13 protein-coding genes are annotated in these 14,963 nt (G+C 70.3%); 5 read left to right on the forward strand and 8 right to left on the reverse strand.

The features are described 5' to 3' along the window. Positions 1-762: 762 nt before the first annotated feature. Positions 763-1,104 carry an Hpt domain-containing protein gene (locus I53_RS22190; protein WP_043354763.1) on the forward strand — a complete coding sequence of 114 codons (342 nt, stop codon included), beginning with the start codon at positions 763-765 and terminating at the stop codon, positions 1,102-1,104. Between the two features lie 21 nt (positions 1,105-1,125). On the opposite strand, the gene I53_RS22195 is transcribed toward I53_RS22190, so the two are convergent. The 5 genes from I53_RS22195 to I53_RS22215 all read right to left on the reverse strand — a co-directional run bounded on the left by I53_RS22195 (position 1,126) and on the right by I53_RS22215 (position 8,138). Beyond that, entirely contained in the window at positions 1,126-2,367 is a 1,242-nt protein-coding gene (locus tag I53_RS22195; RefSeq protein ID WP_043354765.1) for a PAS domain-containing sensor histidine kinase, read from the reverse strand. 265 nt (positions 2,368-2,632) lie between these two features. Further along, complete coding sequence (locus I53_RS22200) at positions 2,633-4,264, reverse strand: AarF/ABC1/UbiB kinase family protein (RefSeq protein ID WP_043354767.1); 1,632 nt, start codon at positions 4,262-4,264, stop codon at positions 2,633-2,635. Between the two features lie 544 nt (positions 4,265-4,808). Beyond that, complete coding sequence (locus tag I53_RS22205; RefSeq protein WP_043354784.1) at positions 4,809-5,510, reverse strand: substrate-binding domain-containing protein; 702 nt, start codon at positions 5,508-5,510, stop codon at positions 4,809-4,811. A gap of 134 nt (positions 5,511-5,644) precedes the next feature. Further along, entirely contained in the window at positions 5,645-6,475 is an 831-nt protein-coding gene (locus tag I53_RS22210; protein ID WP_043354769.1) for an NAD(P)-dependent oxidoreductase, read from the reverse strand. Between the two features lie 355 nt (positions 6,476-6,830). Further along, positions 6,831-8,138 carry an alpha-hydroxy acid oxidase gene (locus tag I53_RS22215; RefSeq protein WP_043354771.1) on the reverse strand — a complete coding sequence of 436 codons (1,308 nt, stop codon included), beginning with the start codon at positions 8,136-8,138 and terminating at the stop codon, positions 6,831-6,833. 223 nt (positions 8,139-8,361) lie between these two features. On the opposite strand from I53_RS22215, the gene I53_RS22220 reads away from it, so the two are divergent. The 3 genes from I53_RS22220 to I53_RS22230 all read left to right on the forward strand — a co-directional run bounded on the left by I53_RS22220 (position 8,362) and on the right by I53_RS22230 (position 10,961). After that, positions 8,362-9,402, forward strand: a complete 1,041-nt coding sequence (locus I53_RS22220; protein ID WP_043382860.1) for a LacI family DNA-binding transcriptional regulator — start codon at positions 8,362-8,364, stop codon at positions 9,400-9,402. A gap of 86 nt (positions 9,403-9,488) precedes the next feature. Next, positions 9,489-10,160: an aspartate/glutamate racemase family protein gene (locus I53_RS22225; RefSeq protein WP_043354776.1), complete on the forward strand. Its 672-nt coding sequence runs from the start codon at positions 9,489-9,491 to the stop codon at positions 10,158-10,160. A 3-nt stretch (positions 10,161-10,163) separates the two neighbouring features. Then, positions 10,164-10,961 carry a TIM barrel protein gene (locus I53_RS22230; RefSeq protein ID WP_051044966.1) on the forward strand — a complete coding sequence of 266 codons (798 nt, stop codon included), beginning with the start codon at positions 10,164-10,166 and terminating at the stop codon, positions 10,959-10,961. A gap of 16 nt (positions 10,962-10,977) precedes the next feature. Here the strand turns inward: I53_RS22230 and I53_RS22235 are convergent, their stop codons facing one another. Further along, positions 10,978-12,981: a TonB-dependent siderophore receptor gene (locus tag I53_RS22235; protein ID WP_043354778.1), complete on the reverse strand. Its 2,004-nt coding sequence runs from the start codon at positions 12,979-12,981 to the stop codon at positions 10,978-10,980. A gap of 379 nt (positions 12,982-13,360) precedes the next feature. On the opposite strand from I53_RS22235, the gene I53_RS34195 reads away from it, so the two are divergent. Next, the gene (locus I53_RS34195) at positions 13,361-13,522 is read left to right on the forward strand and encodes a hypothetical protein (protein WP_187294402.1); all 162 of its coding nucleotides are present in this window, start codon (positions 13,361-13,363) and stop codon (positions 13,520-13,522) included. 77 nt (positions 13,523-13,599) lie between these two features. Here I53_RS34195 and I53_RS22240 read toward each other — a convergent pair whose 3' ends face one another. Continuing rightward, positions 13,600-14,637: a hydroxyacid dehydrogenase gene (locus I53_RS22240; protein ID WP_043354780.1), complete on the reverse strand. Its 1,038-nt coding sequence runs from the start codon at positions 14,635-14,637 to the stop codon at positions 13,600-13,602. A gap of 4 nt (positions 14,638-14,641) precedes the next feature. After that, positions 14,642-14,963, reverse strand: a 322-nt coding sequence (locus I53_RS22245) for an aminotransferase class I/II-fold pyridoxal phosphate-dependent enzyme (protein WP_043354782.1), incomplete at its 5' end; no start/stop codon positions are given.

A 14,963-nucleotide genomic window follows, 5' to 3' on the forward strand; every position in this document is an offset into this window, starting at 1 on the left:
CGCGGTGGCGAGGCCGAGCCCGGTCATCGCCAGGAAGGCGGGCCACGCCGCCTCCAGTGCTGCGCGGCGCTCGCTCCCGAAAGGGCGTCGACCAAGCGGCCCGCGTAGAGCGGCAGCAACACTTCCGCCAGGGTGGCGGGCGTGATCGCGCCGGTAAGACCGGCGACGAGGGGCCAGCGCCTGTGCCAGCTGCGGACGACGAAGGCCAGGACGCGACGGACCGCGTCCGCCTGCCGGGGCGAGGACAGAGACATGCATGTGCCCGACGCGGGCAGGCGTCGGCTCCGAGAGACGCGGGCGCACCATTGCGAAGGATGCGCGCCGGCGAAATGAGACGGGCGTGTATTCAGGAGCGCCGGGCAGCGGGGCCGGGCGAAAGCGGGAAGCGTTTAGCCGACCCGCACGGGGGCGCGGTCAAGTCCTGCGGGGAGGACGGCAAACAGAGCACTCATGCAGCTCCCTCCCGATGCCAGCGCGACAGTTCCCGAGGCTAGGAGAGCCCGAACTGATTCGCAACGCGCGGCGCACGGTCGTGCCAATGTGGGTTGCGCCGCGCCCGGAGCGCTTCTCAGTCGACTGGGCGGCCGCCTCGCGCCGACCGGCGCGCCGGGACCCGTCCCGATGAGGGCGCCAACCGGTCACGCTTTGTTGAAAAGCTGACGCAGGCCGGTGTAAACATGTCTGTGCAAGTCTGGCCTCTGGCCAACGACCTGGTTGCGCGCTTCTTGATTGCTGCGACGCATCCGCAATTGGAGACGGACGGTGTCGCACTCCCTGGTGGACCGGGACGCGCTCGATGAACTCACGGCCGTCATCGGCGCGGAGAAGCTCGTCGGCCTCCTCGACCGGTTCGTCGTCAGTCTCACCACCGCCTTCGAGGGGCCGGATCGCGCCAATGACGATTACGGCCGCGAGGCGCATACGCTGGTCTCGATGTCGGGCATGCTCGGCTGCGCCGAGCTGTCCCGGGCCTGCCGCGGCCTCGAGGAATCCGCCAAGGCCGGCGACGATCTGACAGGATCGCTGATCGACCTCAGAACCCTGCGCGACCGGACGATCGCGGCCCTCCGGGACCTGCGGGCGCAGACCCGGCTCAGCGCCTAGCGCCGGGCAGCAAAGTCCGGATCAGGCCGCCATCACGGCGTCGAGGGGCGCCTCGAAGGTCAGCACCGCGCCCTCGCGGGGATAGCTCAGGTGGGCGGTCCCGCCGAAGCTGTGGGCGAGGCTGCGGGCGATGAGACGGGTGCCGAAGCCCGTCCGGGTCGGAGGCGTGACGGGCGGTCCGCCGCTCTCCTCCCACCGGAACCGGAGCGTCTGCCCGCCCGCCGCATCCGCGACGTTCCAGGTGATGCGGACCCAGCCTGCGGCCACCGACAGCGCGCCGTACTTGGCCGCGTTGGTCCCGAGCTCGTGCAGCATCAGCGCCAGGGTCATGCCGTGCCGCGGGCCGAGCGTCAGATCGGGGCCGGCGATGCGGAAGCGGCCCGCCACGCCGTCCCCGTGGAGGGACACGGCCCCCTCGACCAGGCCCGTCAGTGAAGCCCGGGCGAAGGAGCCCTGCAGCAGGACGTCGTGGGCCTTGGCCAGGGCCAGAAGCCGCGCGGCCAAGGCCTCGCCGGCCGCCTCCAGCGAGGGCGCGTTGCGCATCGTCTGCGTGGCAACGGCCTGGACCATGGCCATCGTGTTCTTCATGCGATGGGCGAGTTCCTGCATCAGCAGCGTCTGGTTCGCCTCGGTCAGCTTCAACTCGGTGATATCGCGTGACACGGCCAGGATGCGCTCGGGCCGGTCCGGTGCCGCGCCGATCGGCGTGACGGCCACGTCCCACCACCGGATCGTGCCGCCGGTCTCCGACTGGGCCTGAAACCGGCTCGGGCGTCCGATCCGCGCCCGGTCCAGGGCCGCGGCCACGGCCTCCCGATCCTCGGCGCGCGTCCAGGCCTCGATCCAGGGCCGGCCGATCGCCTCCGCCTCGTCCGCGGCGGCGGACAGGGCCGGGCCGTCCTCGCTGGCGGTGATCAGGCACCCGTCACGGTCCAGCAGTTCCAGGAAATCGTTTGTGGCTTGCTGTGACCCCGACGGGAGCAGCCGGTCGGTGGCGCGTGGTGCCATCGCCGAGCCGAGCCCGGAAGATCCCCGGAATGTCGGCCTGTGCGGCGTCGCAATCCATTCGGCCGCCAGGCGCCCGGCTTCGACACGGCTCGCCGCTTCGACGATCCGACCGAGCCGCCGGCTCCGCTGCCGTTCCCGGTCCGCCTGCGTTGTGGCCTGGGAGAGCAAGTGGCGCAGGCGGATGTTCTCCGCTTCGAGCGTCTCGACGTGGCACTCAACCCCGTCGATCCGCGGCCGTACGATGTCCGCATCCATCGCCCGCCTTCCCCCCTCGTCGTCGCGACGGGGCGCCCGTGCAAGGCGCACCGCCGGAGGTCTCCCGATCACGCGGCGCGGCGACGCGAAGTCGGAGCCTGAGCGGCACTGGCGGTCTGAACCGCTTCTGGTGCCGTCTGGCCACTCGCAGCCAAGCGAATCGCTGGACGTGTCACGCTAGCATGGCGCGCGGGATAATCAAACGAGTACGGTATTCGGTCGCAGGTGAGACGGTTTTAATCGCCGAGTGCAGGCGCGAAGACGGTTACTTATTTCGCATCAGCAGCACGAGCCAGCCGATCCCCAGGATGAAAATAATTAATCCGATCGAGACGAAGACGGGGGTGCCGAGGTCGATCAGCCGGGGCGCGAGCTGGGTGGCGAAGGCCGCCACCACCAGGGCCACGGCGACCCGCGCGGCGGCGCGCTCGATGCCGCGGGTGACCTTGTCGAGGCCCTTCACCTCGATCTCGACGGTGACGCGCCCCTGCTTGAGGCGCACCAGCATCAGGTGGATCAGGGTCGGCAGCTCCGAGGCGGCACCATACAGACCCACGCCCAGAGCCTCGGCCTTCTGCTTGAGGGCCGAGAGCGAGAACTGCGTCTGCATGCTGGCGCGCACCGTGGGACCGGCGGCGGCGAACAGGTCGAAGTTCGGGTCGAGGTGGCGCATCACGCCGTCGGCGGTCACCAGCCCCTTGAACAGGATGGCGAGGTCGGTGGGCATGGCGAGGTCGTTCTCGCGGGCCATGTTCATGAAGTCGGTGAGCACCAGTCCGAGATTCAGCGGAATCGACGAGTGGCTCTCCACGAAGGACTGGGCCGAGACCTGAAGGCGGGTCAGGTCCGGGTTGCTGGTGCCGGTCCAGTCGAGGAGCACGGCCATGAGGCCGTCGGCATCCTGCTTGAGCATGGCGCCGATCAGCACGAGCAGCTGCGAGCGCCGCCGCTGCGACAGCCGGCCGATGATGCCGAAATCGATGAAGCCGATCTTGTTGCCGGGCAGGGCCAGCATATTGCCGGGATGCGGATCGGCGTGGAACACGCCCTCGATCAGCGCCATCTGCAGGAACGCGTCGGTGCCCTTCTGGGCGAGCAGCTTCTTGTCGATGCCCGCCGCGCGCAGGGCCGCCTCGTCGTTGGGCGGGATGCCGTGGATGAAGTCCTGCACCAGCACGCGCTCGGAGCAGTATTCCCAGTGGATCTTCGGGAAGACGATGTCGTCGCGGTCCTCGAAGATCTGGGCCAGCAGCTCGCAGTTGCGGGCCTCGTTCAAGAGATCGAGCTCGCCGTTCAGCCCGTCGGCCAAATGGCGCATCTGCTCCCGCGGCTGGTAGCGGGCCATGTCGGGCCACTCGTTCTCAACGATGCGGGCGCCGTGCGCCATCAGACGCAGGTCCGCCTCGATGATCTTGCGCAGGTTCGGTCGCAGCACCTTGACGATCACGTCCTCGCCGGAGTGCAGCCGCGCCCGGTAGACCTGGGCGATCGAGGCCGAGGCGATGGGGTTGGTGTCGAACTCGGCGAAGACCTCGAGGGGCGAGCCGCCGAGATCGAGTTCGAGCTGCGGGCCGATCTGCTCCCACGTCACCGGGACGACCTGGCTGTGGAGCTTCTGCAGTTCCTCGGTCCAGGCCGGCGACAGGAGATCCGGCCGGCTGGCCAGGACCTGCCCGAACTTGATGAAGGTCGGCCCGAGCGCCTCGATCGCCCGGCGCAGCCGCTCGGGCTCGGACAGGCGGGTGACGTCGACCCGGGGCTGACGGCGCGGCACCAGCGGCAGGTAGCGCAGGCCGAGCCGGTCCACGACGCGGGTGACGCCGAAGCCGATCAGGATCGTGGCGATCTCGGACAGCCGCTGACGGTCGCGGGCGGCAACGAAGGCTGTCTTCAGCATGAGTGGGGCGATCCGGTCGGACGGGATTGGGCGTCCGGACAGCACGAGCATAAGGACTTTTTTGCGGTCGCGAACCCCGGGAAGCCCGTCGCGGCCGAGAGAGCCGTCGCCGCAGGCGTCAGGCGGGGGCGCGTTCCCGAACCTGCCGCCCGTGCCGGATGCGGACGATCAGGAGAGCCGCGCCGTCCGCGACAGGGTCGATCCCGTGCGCGTGCGAGTGGGGGCGCACGGGCGGTCCGACGTCCCACTGTCCAGGTGCCGTTCGGGGATGGGATGCCGGCATCCGGAACGCGTCGAACAGGCCGTCGCGGTGGCGCCCGCCGCGCAGGCCTCGGCGACGCGGTCCTGATCGCGTCGGACCGGGTCGCGCGCACAGTCACTCGCATGCCTTTCGCGGCCCGTATCGGCTGCGCTTCGGATCCAGGCTCCATGGCCTCGGGATGGCCCCGGGCAGCGAGACGTTCATCCGGCCCCCCCTGCGCTCCGGGGCAAGGTGTGCCGACGACGATCAAGAGCTTGACTGGATCCGGCCGCGTCGTGCGTTTCAGAAGGCGGGCTCCAGCCCGCTCGCCCGGTACGCCGCAGCCGCCGCCGGCGTCGTCAGGCCGGCCAGGAACCGGGCAGCGCCGGCCCGGTCGGTCGCATCGCGCAGGATCGCGGCCGCGAAGGTCGTCACCTCCTGCACCGGCTCGGGGAAGGGGCCGACCACCGCGATCCCCGGCACCACCATCAGCTCGCTGATCTGCTGGACCGCGATGTCCGCCTCACCGGAGACGAGCTTCTCGGCGGTGAACCCCTGCGGGATGATGGTCGCCCGGGCGTTGACCGCGTCGGCGAGGCCGAGCCGCGGCAGCAGGCCGGCGAAGTAGATCCCGCTGGCCCCCGCCCGGGAATAAGCCACGGACCGCGCCTCCACGAGGGTGCGTTTCAGCGCCTCGACGCTCGTGATGTCCGGATGAGGAGCGCCCGCCTTGACGGCGATGCCGTAGCGCGAGCGGACGACATCGACCCGGCTCTCCGGCTCCACGCGGCCTTCCGCGATCAGCCGGTCCATGGCGTCCGACAGAACCACCACCGCGTCGGCCGCCTCACCCTCGGCGAGCGCCTTCATGATCACGGTGGTCGGCGCCCAGTGGATCGCCGTCCGGCCACCCGCAGCCTCGCAGGCCGGGATGACATGCGCGTCGAAGGCGCCGCGCACCACCAGGGCGCATTTCAGCCGTGTCACCGTCTGCGCGTCTGCCATGTCGTGTTCCATCGGGTTGCGTGGGCGACTGTCGATCCACCGATCGGATGGCCGCTCCCGGACGCTCCGCGCCCGGACTTCATCAGGATGCGGCGTCCGGATGGGCGTGCCGTCGCCCGGAAGCCTGGGCGCCGTCACCGCGGTGGCGCAGCCCGTGAATAATCGATCCCCGCGAACCCGCCGCCCTGGTAGCGCTCGACCACCGGGTCGCCGCTGGTCTTGCCTTCCAGGGCCGCGGCGTAGGAATCCGCGCTGTCTTGCGGGGTCCAGCCGATCACGGCGCGCCCGTCCCGCCGCCACCATGTCATGCGGCTGTTGTTGGACGCGGCCCAGATCACCACCGAACCGGCCGGTCCGAGGCTCGGCGCCAGGGTGGCGCGGGCGATCAGCCGGGTCAGGTCGGCGTAGGACAGCCAGGTCGCCAGCATCCTGGCGTCGGTGGGCTCCGGGAAGCACGAGCCGATCCGCAGGAAGACGCTCTCCACCCCGTGCTTGTCGCGGTAGAGGCCGCCCATCAGCTCGCCGTAGGCCTTGGACAGGCCGTAGAAGCCGTCCGGCGCGAGACTGCAATCGTCATCCAGCACCGCGGACCGCGTGTGGAACCCGACGGCGTGGTTCGAGGAGGCGAAGATCATCCGCGCCCCCTCGCGGCGGGCCGCCTCGTAGGCGTGGTAGAGGCCGCGGATATTGGGGCCGATCACGGTCTCGAACGGATGCTCCACCGAAATCCCGCCGAAATGGAGGATCGTGCCGCAGCCCTCCGCCACCCGCAGGATCGCCGGCCCGTCCTCCAGGTCCGCGAGCTGGAAGCGCGCGCCCTCCGGCAACGGGTCGGGGAAGGGGACGCGGTCGGTGAGCCGGAGGGTCCAGCCCTGTTCGCCGAGCGCGCGGGTGAGCACGCGCCCGAGCGCGCCCGAGGCTCCGGTCAAGAGGACGGGTTTCTGCGGGACGGTCTCGGTGGTCATTGGATGCGGCTCCGGAGAGCGCTCTCGGCCGACGGTGTCCCCGGTGCGGCGTGGGAGAACGCGCGATCGATAGGGATAGACAGCTGCGCGCGGTGGCGGGGCCACGATACACGGCAGCGATGCCGTTCTCACCTCGCGACGCGCAGGGCCCCTCTCCCGTACGGGAAAGGGGATCCGCGCTCCGCTCGGATTCCGTCCGGTCACGCGGCCCGTTCGGAACGGACCGTGTCCCGGATGTCGGGTTTTGTCCCGCAGTCCGTGACGGTCGGCTGCAATCGGGTACGGCGATGCGAGCGGCGAGGGTGGCGGTGAGCCCCGCGGCTGCACGACGCTCATGGCCAACGGCGCCCCTGCCTCAGCCCCGCCGCGGGATGCGGCGGAGGAAATCGGGGTTCAGCTCCGACAGGCGGTTCACGCCGATCAGCGCCATGTCGCGGTTGAGCTCCTCCTTGAGGATCCGCATGGCGAGTTCGACCCCCGCCACCCCGCCCAGCGCGGCGGCGAACATGAAGGGCCGGCCGAGCAGGACGAAGTCGGCGCCGAGCGCGAGCGCCTTCATCACGTCGGTGCCCCGGCGGATGCCGCTGTCGACGATGATCTTCAGCCCGCCCTTGCGGGCGGCGATCTCCGGCAGCACGTCGAGGGGGGCGACGGCGTAGTCGAGCTGGCGGCCGCCATGGGTCGACAGGATCACGCCGTCGGCGCCGCATGCGCGGGCGATCTCCACATCCTCCGGCGCCAGGAGCCCCTTCACCAGCAGGTTGCCGGACCAGCGTTTGCGGATCGCCTCCAGGTTCTTCCACGAGAGCTGGTCGCGGGCGATGGTGTTGCGCACCGCGCCCTGCGACATCATCGGCGGCCCGCGCTCGGCTTCGGTGTTCTCGAAATGCGGCGCCCCGTGCTTGAGGAAGGTCCGGGCGACGGTGCCCAGCAGCCAGCGCGGGTGGGTCGCGCTCTGCCACGCGACTTTGGGCGTGACCTTGATCGGCATGGAAAAGCCGCTGCGGGTGTTGTGCTCCCGGTTGCCCAGCGTCGGCGTGTCGGCGGTGACCACGAGGGTCCGGTAGCCGGTGGCCGCGACCCGGTCGAGCAGGCGATCGATCCGGTTCTGATCGCCCGGCAGGTAGCCCTGGAACCAAGCCTGCGGGTTCTGGGCGTGGACATCCTCCAGCCTGATCAGCGACGAGGCGCTGAGGCACATCGGCAGGTTCATCCGCCGCGCCGCCTCGGCCAGGACGAGGTCGCCCCGGTAGGCGATGAAGGCGGCCCCGCCGAGCGGACCGATCCCGAAGGGCGCCGCGTAGGTCTGGCCGAACAGCGTCGTGGCGGTGTCGCGCGCCGAGGTGTCCCGCATCAGCCGCGGCAGCAGGGCGTAATCAGCATAGGCGCCGCGGCTCTGTGCCAGCGCCGAGCCGGTCTCGACCCCGCCCGCCACGTATTGAAAGATCATCGGCGGCAGGCGTTTGCGCGCGTGCCGCTCGAAATCGTCGAGCGCCAGCAGGTCGCGGAACCGGTAGGGCGTGACCGCGTCGCTGCGCTTCAGGCTGGTCACGATGGCCTGCGGGGCGGCGATGCCCGCCGCCGTCGAATCGGCCCCGCCGATGGTTGGCGCCGCTCGCTCGGGCGTTCTCAACTCGGACGCTGGCCGGTCGAGCGTCGCCATCGGATCCTCCTCCGGGCCGCCCCGATACACGGCTGTCTTGAAAGCGCTTTCAGATAGTCAGGAGGCGAGAGGGGTGTCAATATACTGCTGGTTCGAGGGTCCGGCCGCGTCTGGCATCGACGTGCTGCGGATATGCCGTCGATCCGGGATGATGCGCATCGCGCGGACCGTCGATGCTGGCTGAGGGAAGCAGACGATTTCGACGCGGGAGCTGACCGGGCCTTTGCCTGGAGACATTCTCGACCCGCCATCCCGGGGCCCGGTGGCGCGGGATGTCGCCCGCCGCGCCGGTGTTTCCACAGCCACCGTCTCCCGGGTGCTCAACGGCTTCGCCGGGGTCCGGGCCGACAAGCGGGAGGCCGTGATGCGCGCCGCGCAGGACCTCGGCTTCGTCGCCAACGGGGCGGCCCGGGCGCTCTCGACGCGCCGGTTCATGGCGGTCGGCGCCGTCGTCCCCAACATCGAGAACGAAGCCTTCGTGCGTGTCCTGTCGAGCTTCCAGGACCGGCTGCGGCAGGCAGGCTACACCCTGGTCGCCGCCAATGCCGGCTACGATCTGGAGGACGAGCTGCGGGAGGCGACCTTCCTGCTGGAGCGCGGCGTCGACGGGCTGATGCTGGTCGGCGACATCCACCATCCGGACCTCCATGCCCGGATCGCCCGCGCCGGTATCCCGATGGTGCAGACCTTCAGCCTGTCCCGCGAGCGCCCCTGCGTGGGCTTCGACAACGCCGCCTCGGCGGCCCGGGCGGCCAACTATCTGATGGATCTCGGGCATCGCCGGATCGGGGTGATCTCGGGCCTGCGCAAGGACAACGATCGCGGCGGCGCCCGGGTGACGGGCATCGCGGCGGCGCTCGCTGCCCGCGGCCTCGGTCTCGCTCCGGAGCACGACATCGAGATCTCCTACGGGATCGGCGGCGGCCGCGACGGATTCCGCCAGATGCTGGCCGGCGGAGAGCCGCCGACCGCGATCATCTGCGGCACCGACCAGATCGCCTTCGGGGCGATGATCGAGGCCCGGGCGCGGGGGCTCTCCATCCCCGGAGACCTGTCGGTGATCGGCCACAACGATTCCGACTTCGCGCCCTTCCTGGACCCGCCGCTCACGACGATCCGCATCCACTCCGCCGAGATCGGGCACGCCGCCGGCGACCACCTGATCGCTCGGATCCAGGGCAAGCCGGTGGTGCGCCTCACCGAGATCGACGCCGCGTTGATTCTGCGCGCCAGCACCGCTCCGCCCGGGCGTCGCGGAACCTGACCTGCGCTATCTTGCTACCCATTTGAAATCGCTTACAACACCACGACCGGCCGCGGGCCGGCGCTTCGACCAGCCCGGGACACGGCATGGCTCCCCGCATCGTCCTCCTTCACGCGACACCGGTCGCCATGGCACCGATCCAGACCGCCTTCGCGGAGAACTGGCCGGAGGCCGAGACGGTCAACCTGCTCGACGATGGTCTCTCGCTGGACCGGGCGAAGGAGCCGGCCGCGATCTCGGAGGCCATGATCGAGCGCTTCGTGCGGTTCGGCCGCTACGGCCACGACATGGGCGCCGATGGCATCCTGATCACCTGCTCGGCTTTCGGGCCGGCCATCGACCGGCTGATCGAGACCGTGCCGGTGCCGGTGCTCAAGCCGAACGAGGCGATGTTCCGTGCCGCCATCGCCCGCGGCGAGCGCATCGGCATGCTGGCGACCTTCGGCCCCTCGGTCGGCACGATGACGGACGAGTTCGAGGAATTCGTCGCCGAGACCGGACGTCCGGCGAGCCTGCGGACGATCCTGGTGGACGACGCGATGGCGCGTCTGCGCGCCGGCGACGCCGACACCCACAACCGTCTGGTCGCCGAGCGGGCACCGGAGCTTGCCGATTGCGACGCGCTCATGCTGGCGCATTTCTCCACCTCCCGGGCGGCCGAGGCGGTGCGCAAGGCCGTGGACGTCCCGGTCCTGACCGCGCCCCATGCCGCGGTGGACCGGATGCGGGCGATGGTCGAGACCGGCGGGAGCGCCTGAACCATGAAGCTCGGTGCCTTCCAGGACCGTCTCAGCGGCCATTGCGGTTTCCTGTTCACGGAGCTGCCGCTCTCCGAACGCTTCGCGGCGGCAGCCCGGGCGGGGTTCCGTGCCGTCGAGCATCCCAACCTGTTCGCGACGCCGGCCCGGGAGGTCGCGGGCTGGCTGGAACGGGCGGGCGTGCCGCTGGTCCAGACCGGCTTCCCGGCAGGGGACGCCGCCAAGGGCGAGAAGGGCTTCGCGGCGCTGCCCGACCGGGTCGAATATTACCGCTCCACCATCGAGCCGACCCTCGACTACGTCGCGCAGCTCGGCTGCCGGATGGTCCACCCGATGGCGGGCGTCCGGCCCGCCGGGGTTGAGCGGGCGCGGCTCTGGGACACCTACCTCGACAACCTCGCCTTCGCGGCCGATGCCGCCGGGGCGCGCGGCATGACGGTGATCGTGGAGCCGATCGGCCCCGGCTCGATCGCCGACTACGTGATCGACGACCCGCTGGTGGCCGTCGAGGCGATCCGGGCGATCGGCCGCGACAACGTCAAGCTGCTGTTCGACGCCTATCACTGCGTCTGCCTCGGCCACGATCCGGCGGCGCTGATCCGGGCGCACGCGCCGCTCATCGCCCATGTCCAGATCGCCGACGATCCCGGACGGCACGAGCCCGGGACCGGCACGATCGCCTTCGACCCGATCTTCGCCGCCCTGGAGGCGGTCGGCTATTCCGGCTTCGTCGGCTGCGAGTACCACCCCGCCGCCGGCACCGAGGCGGGGCTCGGCTGGATTCGGGCGGCGGCGGTCTAGGGTTCGGGCCGGATCCTCAGAACCGGGCGGCGACGCCGCCGATGATCGTGCGGGGCTGCCCCGGCGTCGCGTAGCGGTTCTGGAACGCGCGATCGTAGAACGTCGCGTCGAACACGTTGTCGACGTTCAGGTAGATCCGCACGCCCGGTGCGATCTGATAGTACGAGATCAGGTTGACCAGCGTGTATTGCGGCAGGTTGAAGGTCGAAAGCGCCGTTCCCGCGGCGCGCCGGCCGACGAAGTCGAGGCCGCCGCCGAGCCCGAGCCCTTTCAGGTCGCCGCTCTGGAACTCGTAGACGGTCTGGAACGCGAGGCTGTTGGCGGGCACGTTGGCGATGCGCTTGCCGACCGGCAGGGTGTTGTCGCGGGCGACGGTGGCGTCGACCCGCGTGTAGGTCCCGATCACGCGCCAGCCCGGGGCCAGGTAGCCGGCGGCGGTCAGGTCGAAGCCGCGGCTGCGGACCGTGCCGGTGGCCACGCTGAAATTCGGGTCGACCGGATCGGTGCTCAGGATGTTGGAGCGTCGGATCTCGAACAGGGCGGCGGTGGCATCGAGACGGCCGTCGAGGAGGCTGACCTTCGCGCCGGCCTCGTAGCCCTCGCCCGCCTCGAACGCGAAGGGCCGGCCGCTGCGATCCGTGCCGATATTGGGCCGGAAGGAGCGCGCGTAGTTGCCGTAGACCGCCACCGTGTCGGTCAGGTCGTAGAGCAGGCCGAAGCGCGGCGTCGCCACCAGGCCCTGCAGGCCGGTGGTGGCCTTGGTCAGGTTGTTCGTCGAGACCAGCCCGAGATCCTCGACCCTGACGCCCAGGAGGGCGTGGAGTCGGGGCGTGAGGTCGATCTGGTCCTGCACGTAGCCGGCGTAGCTCTCGGTCTTCTGCAGGAAATTCGTGACCCGCGCGGTGATCGGCGGCAGCGGCTGTCCGTAACGGGGCGCGAGCAGATCGAGGAGGAACGGGTTCGTCGCCACATTTGAGCGGTCGAACACCTCGCGATAGCGATAGAGCTCGTATTCCAGCCCGAGCAGGAGCGTGTGGCGGAACGGGCCGGTCTCGAACTTGCCTGCGAGATTCGCCTGCAGTTCGAGGTCGGACCATGTCAGGTCCCGCCATTCCAGCGTCCGCCTCTGGGTCCGCCCGTTCGGCAGCAGGCCGATGGCGCCGACCCCGTAGCCCGACAGGTTCCCGCCGAGCACCTGGGCCCCGGCATTCAGCACCCAGTCCTGGTCGAACCGGTGCTCGACGCGCAGCTGGCCGAGGGCGTTGTCGACATGGGCCGGGGGCAGGCCCGGCTCGCCGATGAAGCGGCTGCGCGGCAGGGCGCGCAGGTTGCCCCCCAAGGGCACGATGCCGCGGTCGAAGGTCTGCGCGGTGCTGATGAAGTCACCCTCCAGGGTGATGGTCGTGTCCGCGTTCGGCTTCCAGGCGATGACGGGGGCGAGGGCGTAGCGGTCGCTGGTGACGAAGTCCCGGAAGCTGCCGTTGTCCTCGACGGCGCCGGTGATGCGCGCCAGAACCTGCCCGCTCTCGTCGAGGGCGCCGGTGGCGTCGAAGGTGCTCCGCTTGGCGCCGAAGCTGCCGTACTGCGTGCCGACCGTGAGGGAGCGCGCCGCAAGGGGTTGCTTGGTCACGATGTTGAAGGTGCCGCCGGGGTCGCCGCGGCCGTACAGGAAGGCCGACGGTCCTTTCAGCACCTCGATGCGCTCGATGGAGACGATGTCGGGGCTGTTCGGGTAGCCGCGGTTGATCGGGAACCCGTTGCGGTAATACTCGCCGGTGGCCAAACCGCGGATCGTGAATTCGGTCAGGCCGAGGCCGCCGAAATTGTTGCCGCGGCCGACGCCCGCGAGGTCGAGGGCCGTGTCGATCCGCGTGGCCGCCGCGTCCTCCAGCACCTCCTGCGGCACCGCCACGATGGTCTGGGGCACCTCGCGCACGGGCGTGTCGGTCCGCGTGGCGCTCACCGCCCGCGTGGCCCGGTAGCCGTCGATGCGGGACGGCCCGTCGCCGGTCCCGGCCACCGAGAGTTCCTCGAGCTGGACCTCCTGGGAGTTGTCAACGATAGGTTGTGCCCAGCCGGAAGTCGGAAGAAATACTGGAGCGAGGAGGAGAGAGATTCGGGCCGCGTGCCTGGAAACGCCGCGCGATGCCCGCGTGCAAGATCTTGCACAGTTACGCCATACCACGATGTCGACCGTTCTGTTTCGAATGGCGCCAGATACGGTGCAGAAACATTCACGGTCAAGCTTGATTGCGAAAGGTTTCGCAAAGCTAGATTTCGAATAATTACAATCTGAGCGGGATCGACAGTTCGGCCGGGCTGGCGGAGCGCACGGCGTACGGTTGAGCAGCTCCGTTGTTGCCTCGAACTTCCGGTGCTCGTGTGTGGACGAGCGAGCGGTGGATGTATCGGAGCCGTTCGGCCCCATCATCTCGGGCCGCTTCGCCGAGCCCGGGATCCAGCCCCACCGAGGCGAGAAGATCTCGCACGGACCCCGGCTCCGGATCGCCCGACTCCCGCATGCCGCCTGCGGCGCCGGGATCGCCTTCGACCCGGGATGACGGCGCGACGCCGCGGCTGAGCCGGCGTCCAACATCGACGCGAAGGCGAAGCCCTTCAGCCCCGCACTTGCTCGCGGTCAGGCGCCGCCGAGCAGCCGCGCCCGACGCTCCAGCACGGCGGGCCAGATCTCCGGGTTGACGAGCCGCGGCGGCGTCTCGCCCCGGAGCAGGCCGATGATCTGCTCCGCGCCCCAGGCCGCTACGGTGCGCCGCGCCTCGTGGGTGACGCCGGCGGTGTGGTAGGTCGCCACCACGGTGTCGAGCTGCAGCAGGACCGAATCGAGGGGCGGCGGCTCCGGCGTCCAGACATCGAGGCCCGCCCCCGCGAGGTGTCCGGCGGTGAGCGCTGCGGCGAGCGCCGCCTCGTCATGGATGCCGCCCCGGGCCGTGGTGATGAACAGCGCCCCCGGCTTCATCGCCGCGAAGGCCCGGGCGTCGAAGCTGCCCCGGGTCGTGTCGTCGAGGGGGCAGTGCAGGGAGACGATGTCGGACTCGGCGAGCAGCCGCGCCCGGTCCACCGGCTCTGCGCCGCGGGACCGGATCTCGGCGTCCGGGAGCAGGGGATCGTGGGCGAGGACGCGCATGTCGAAGCCGCGGGCCAGCTTGGCGACCGCCCGGCCGGTATGCCCGATCCCGATCAGGCCCAGGGTCGCGCCGCCGATCTCGTGGCCCATGAGCGATTCGCGGGAAAAGCCGCGCGCGGTCCGGAGCAGGCGGTCCGAGACGCAGATCTTGCGCGAGACGGCGAGCATCAGGCCGATCGCCAGCTCCGCCACCGAGCGGGCATTGCCGCCCACTTGGTTGACCACCGCGACGCCGGCCCGGGTGCAGGCAGCGGCGTCCACCGTGTCGAAGCCCGCCCCGCCCGACGAGACCGCCAGAAGGTTCGGGCATTCGGCCAGCAGGGCGTCGCTCACGTGCCAGCGGAGCGGCAGCTCGTTCCGCGCCGGAGAGACGTGGAAGACGTGGGCCTGCGCCAGAAGCGCCCGGAGCTTGTCCTCCGGGCCCTGCAGGTCGCCCACCTGCAGGTCGATATCGGGCTCGGCCCTCAGGCGTTCGTCGAAGGCCGGATCGATCCAGACGTTGAACCGGCAGACGCGCTTGAGGGCCGCCACATGTTCAGCCCTTCACCACCGCGTCGATCGCATCGATGACGTGGTCGATGTTGTGGGTGTTGACCGCGGCCACGCAGATCCGGCCCGTATCCAGGGCGTAGACCTCGTGCTCCTCGCGCAGGCGGGTGGCCTCCGCGGGGCTGAGACCCGTGTAGGAGAACATGCCCTTCTGCGTCTTGATGGCGTCGAAGCCGCGCTCGGGGTGGCGCTGCTGCAGGCTGTCGGCCATCCGCTCACGCATGGCGCGGATCCGGTCCCGCATCTCGCCGAGCTCCCGCTCCCAGTCGGCGCGCAGCTCCGGATCGGTGAGCACGATCTCGACGATC

Source organism: Methylobacterium sp. B1, from assembly GCF_000333255.1.
Taxonomy (GTDB): Bacteria; Pseudomonadota; Alphaproteobacteria; order Rhizobiales; family Beijerinckiaceae; genus Methylobacterium; species Methylobacterium fujisawaense.

Coding starts and splice junctions, on each gene's coding strand:
- I53_RS22210 (WP_043354769.1), bottom strand. CDS start 6,475: ATGACCACCGAGACCGTCCCGCAGAAACCCGTCCTCTTGACCGGAGCC.
- I53_RS22230 (WP_051044966.1), top strand. CDS start 10,164: ATGAAGCTCGGTGCCTTCCAGGACCGTCTCAGCGGCCATTGCGGTTTC.
- I53_RS22205 (WP_043354784.1), bottom strand. CDS start 5,510: ATGGCAGACGCGCAGACGGTGACACGGCTGAAATGCGCCCTGGTGGTG.
- I53_RS22215 (WP_043354771.1), bottom strand. CDS start 8,138: ATGGCGACGCTCGACCGGCCAGCGTCCGAGTTGAGAACGCCCGAGCGA.
- I53_RS22225 (WP_043354776.1), top strand. CDS start 9,489: ATGGCTCCCCGCATCGTCCTCCTTCACGCGACACCGGTCGCCATGGCA.
- I53_RS22195 (WP_043354765.1), bottom strand. CDS start 2,367: ATGGATGCGGACATCGTACGGCCGCGGATCGACGGGGTTGAGTGCCAC.
- I53_RS22200 (WP_043354767.1), bottom strand. CDS start 4,264: ATGCTGAAGACAGCCTTCGTTGCCGCCCGCGACCGTCAGCGGCTGTCC.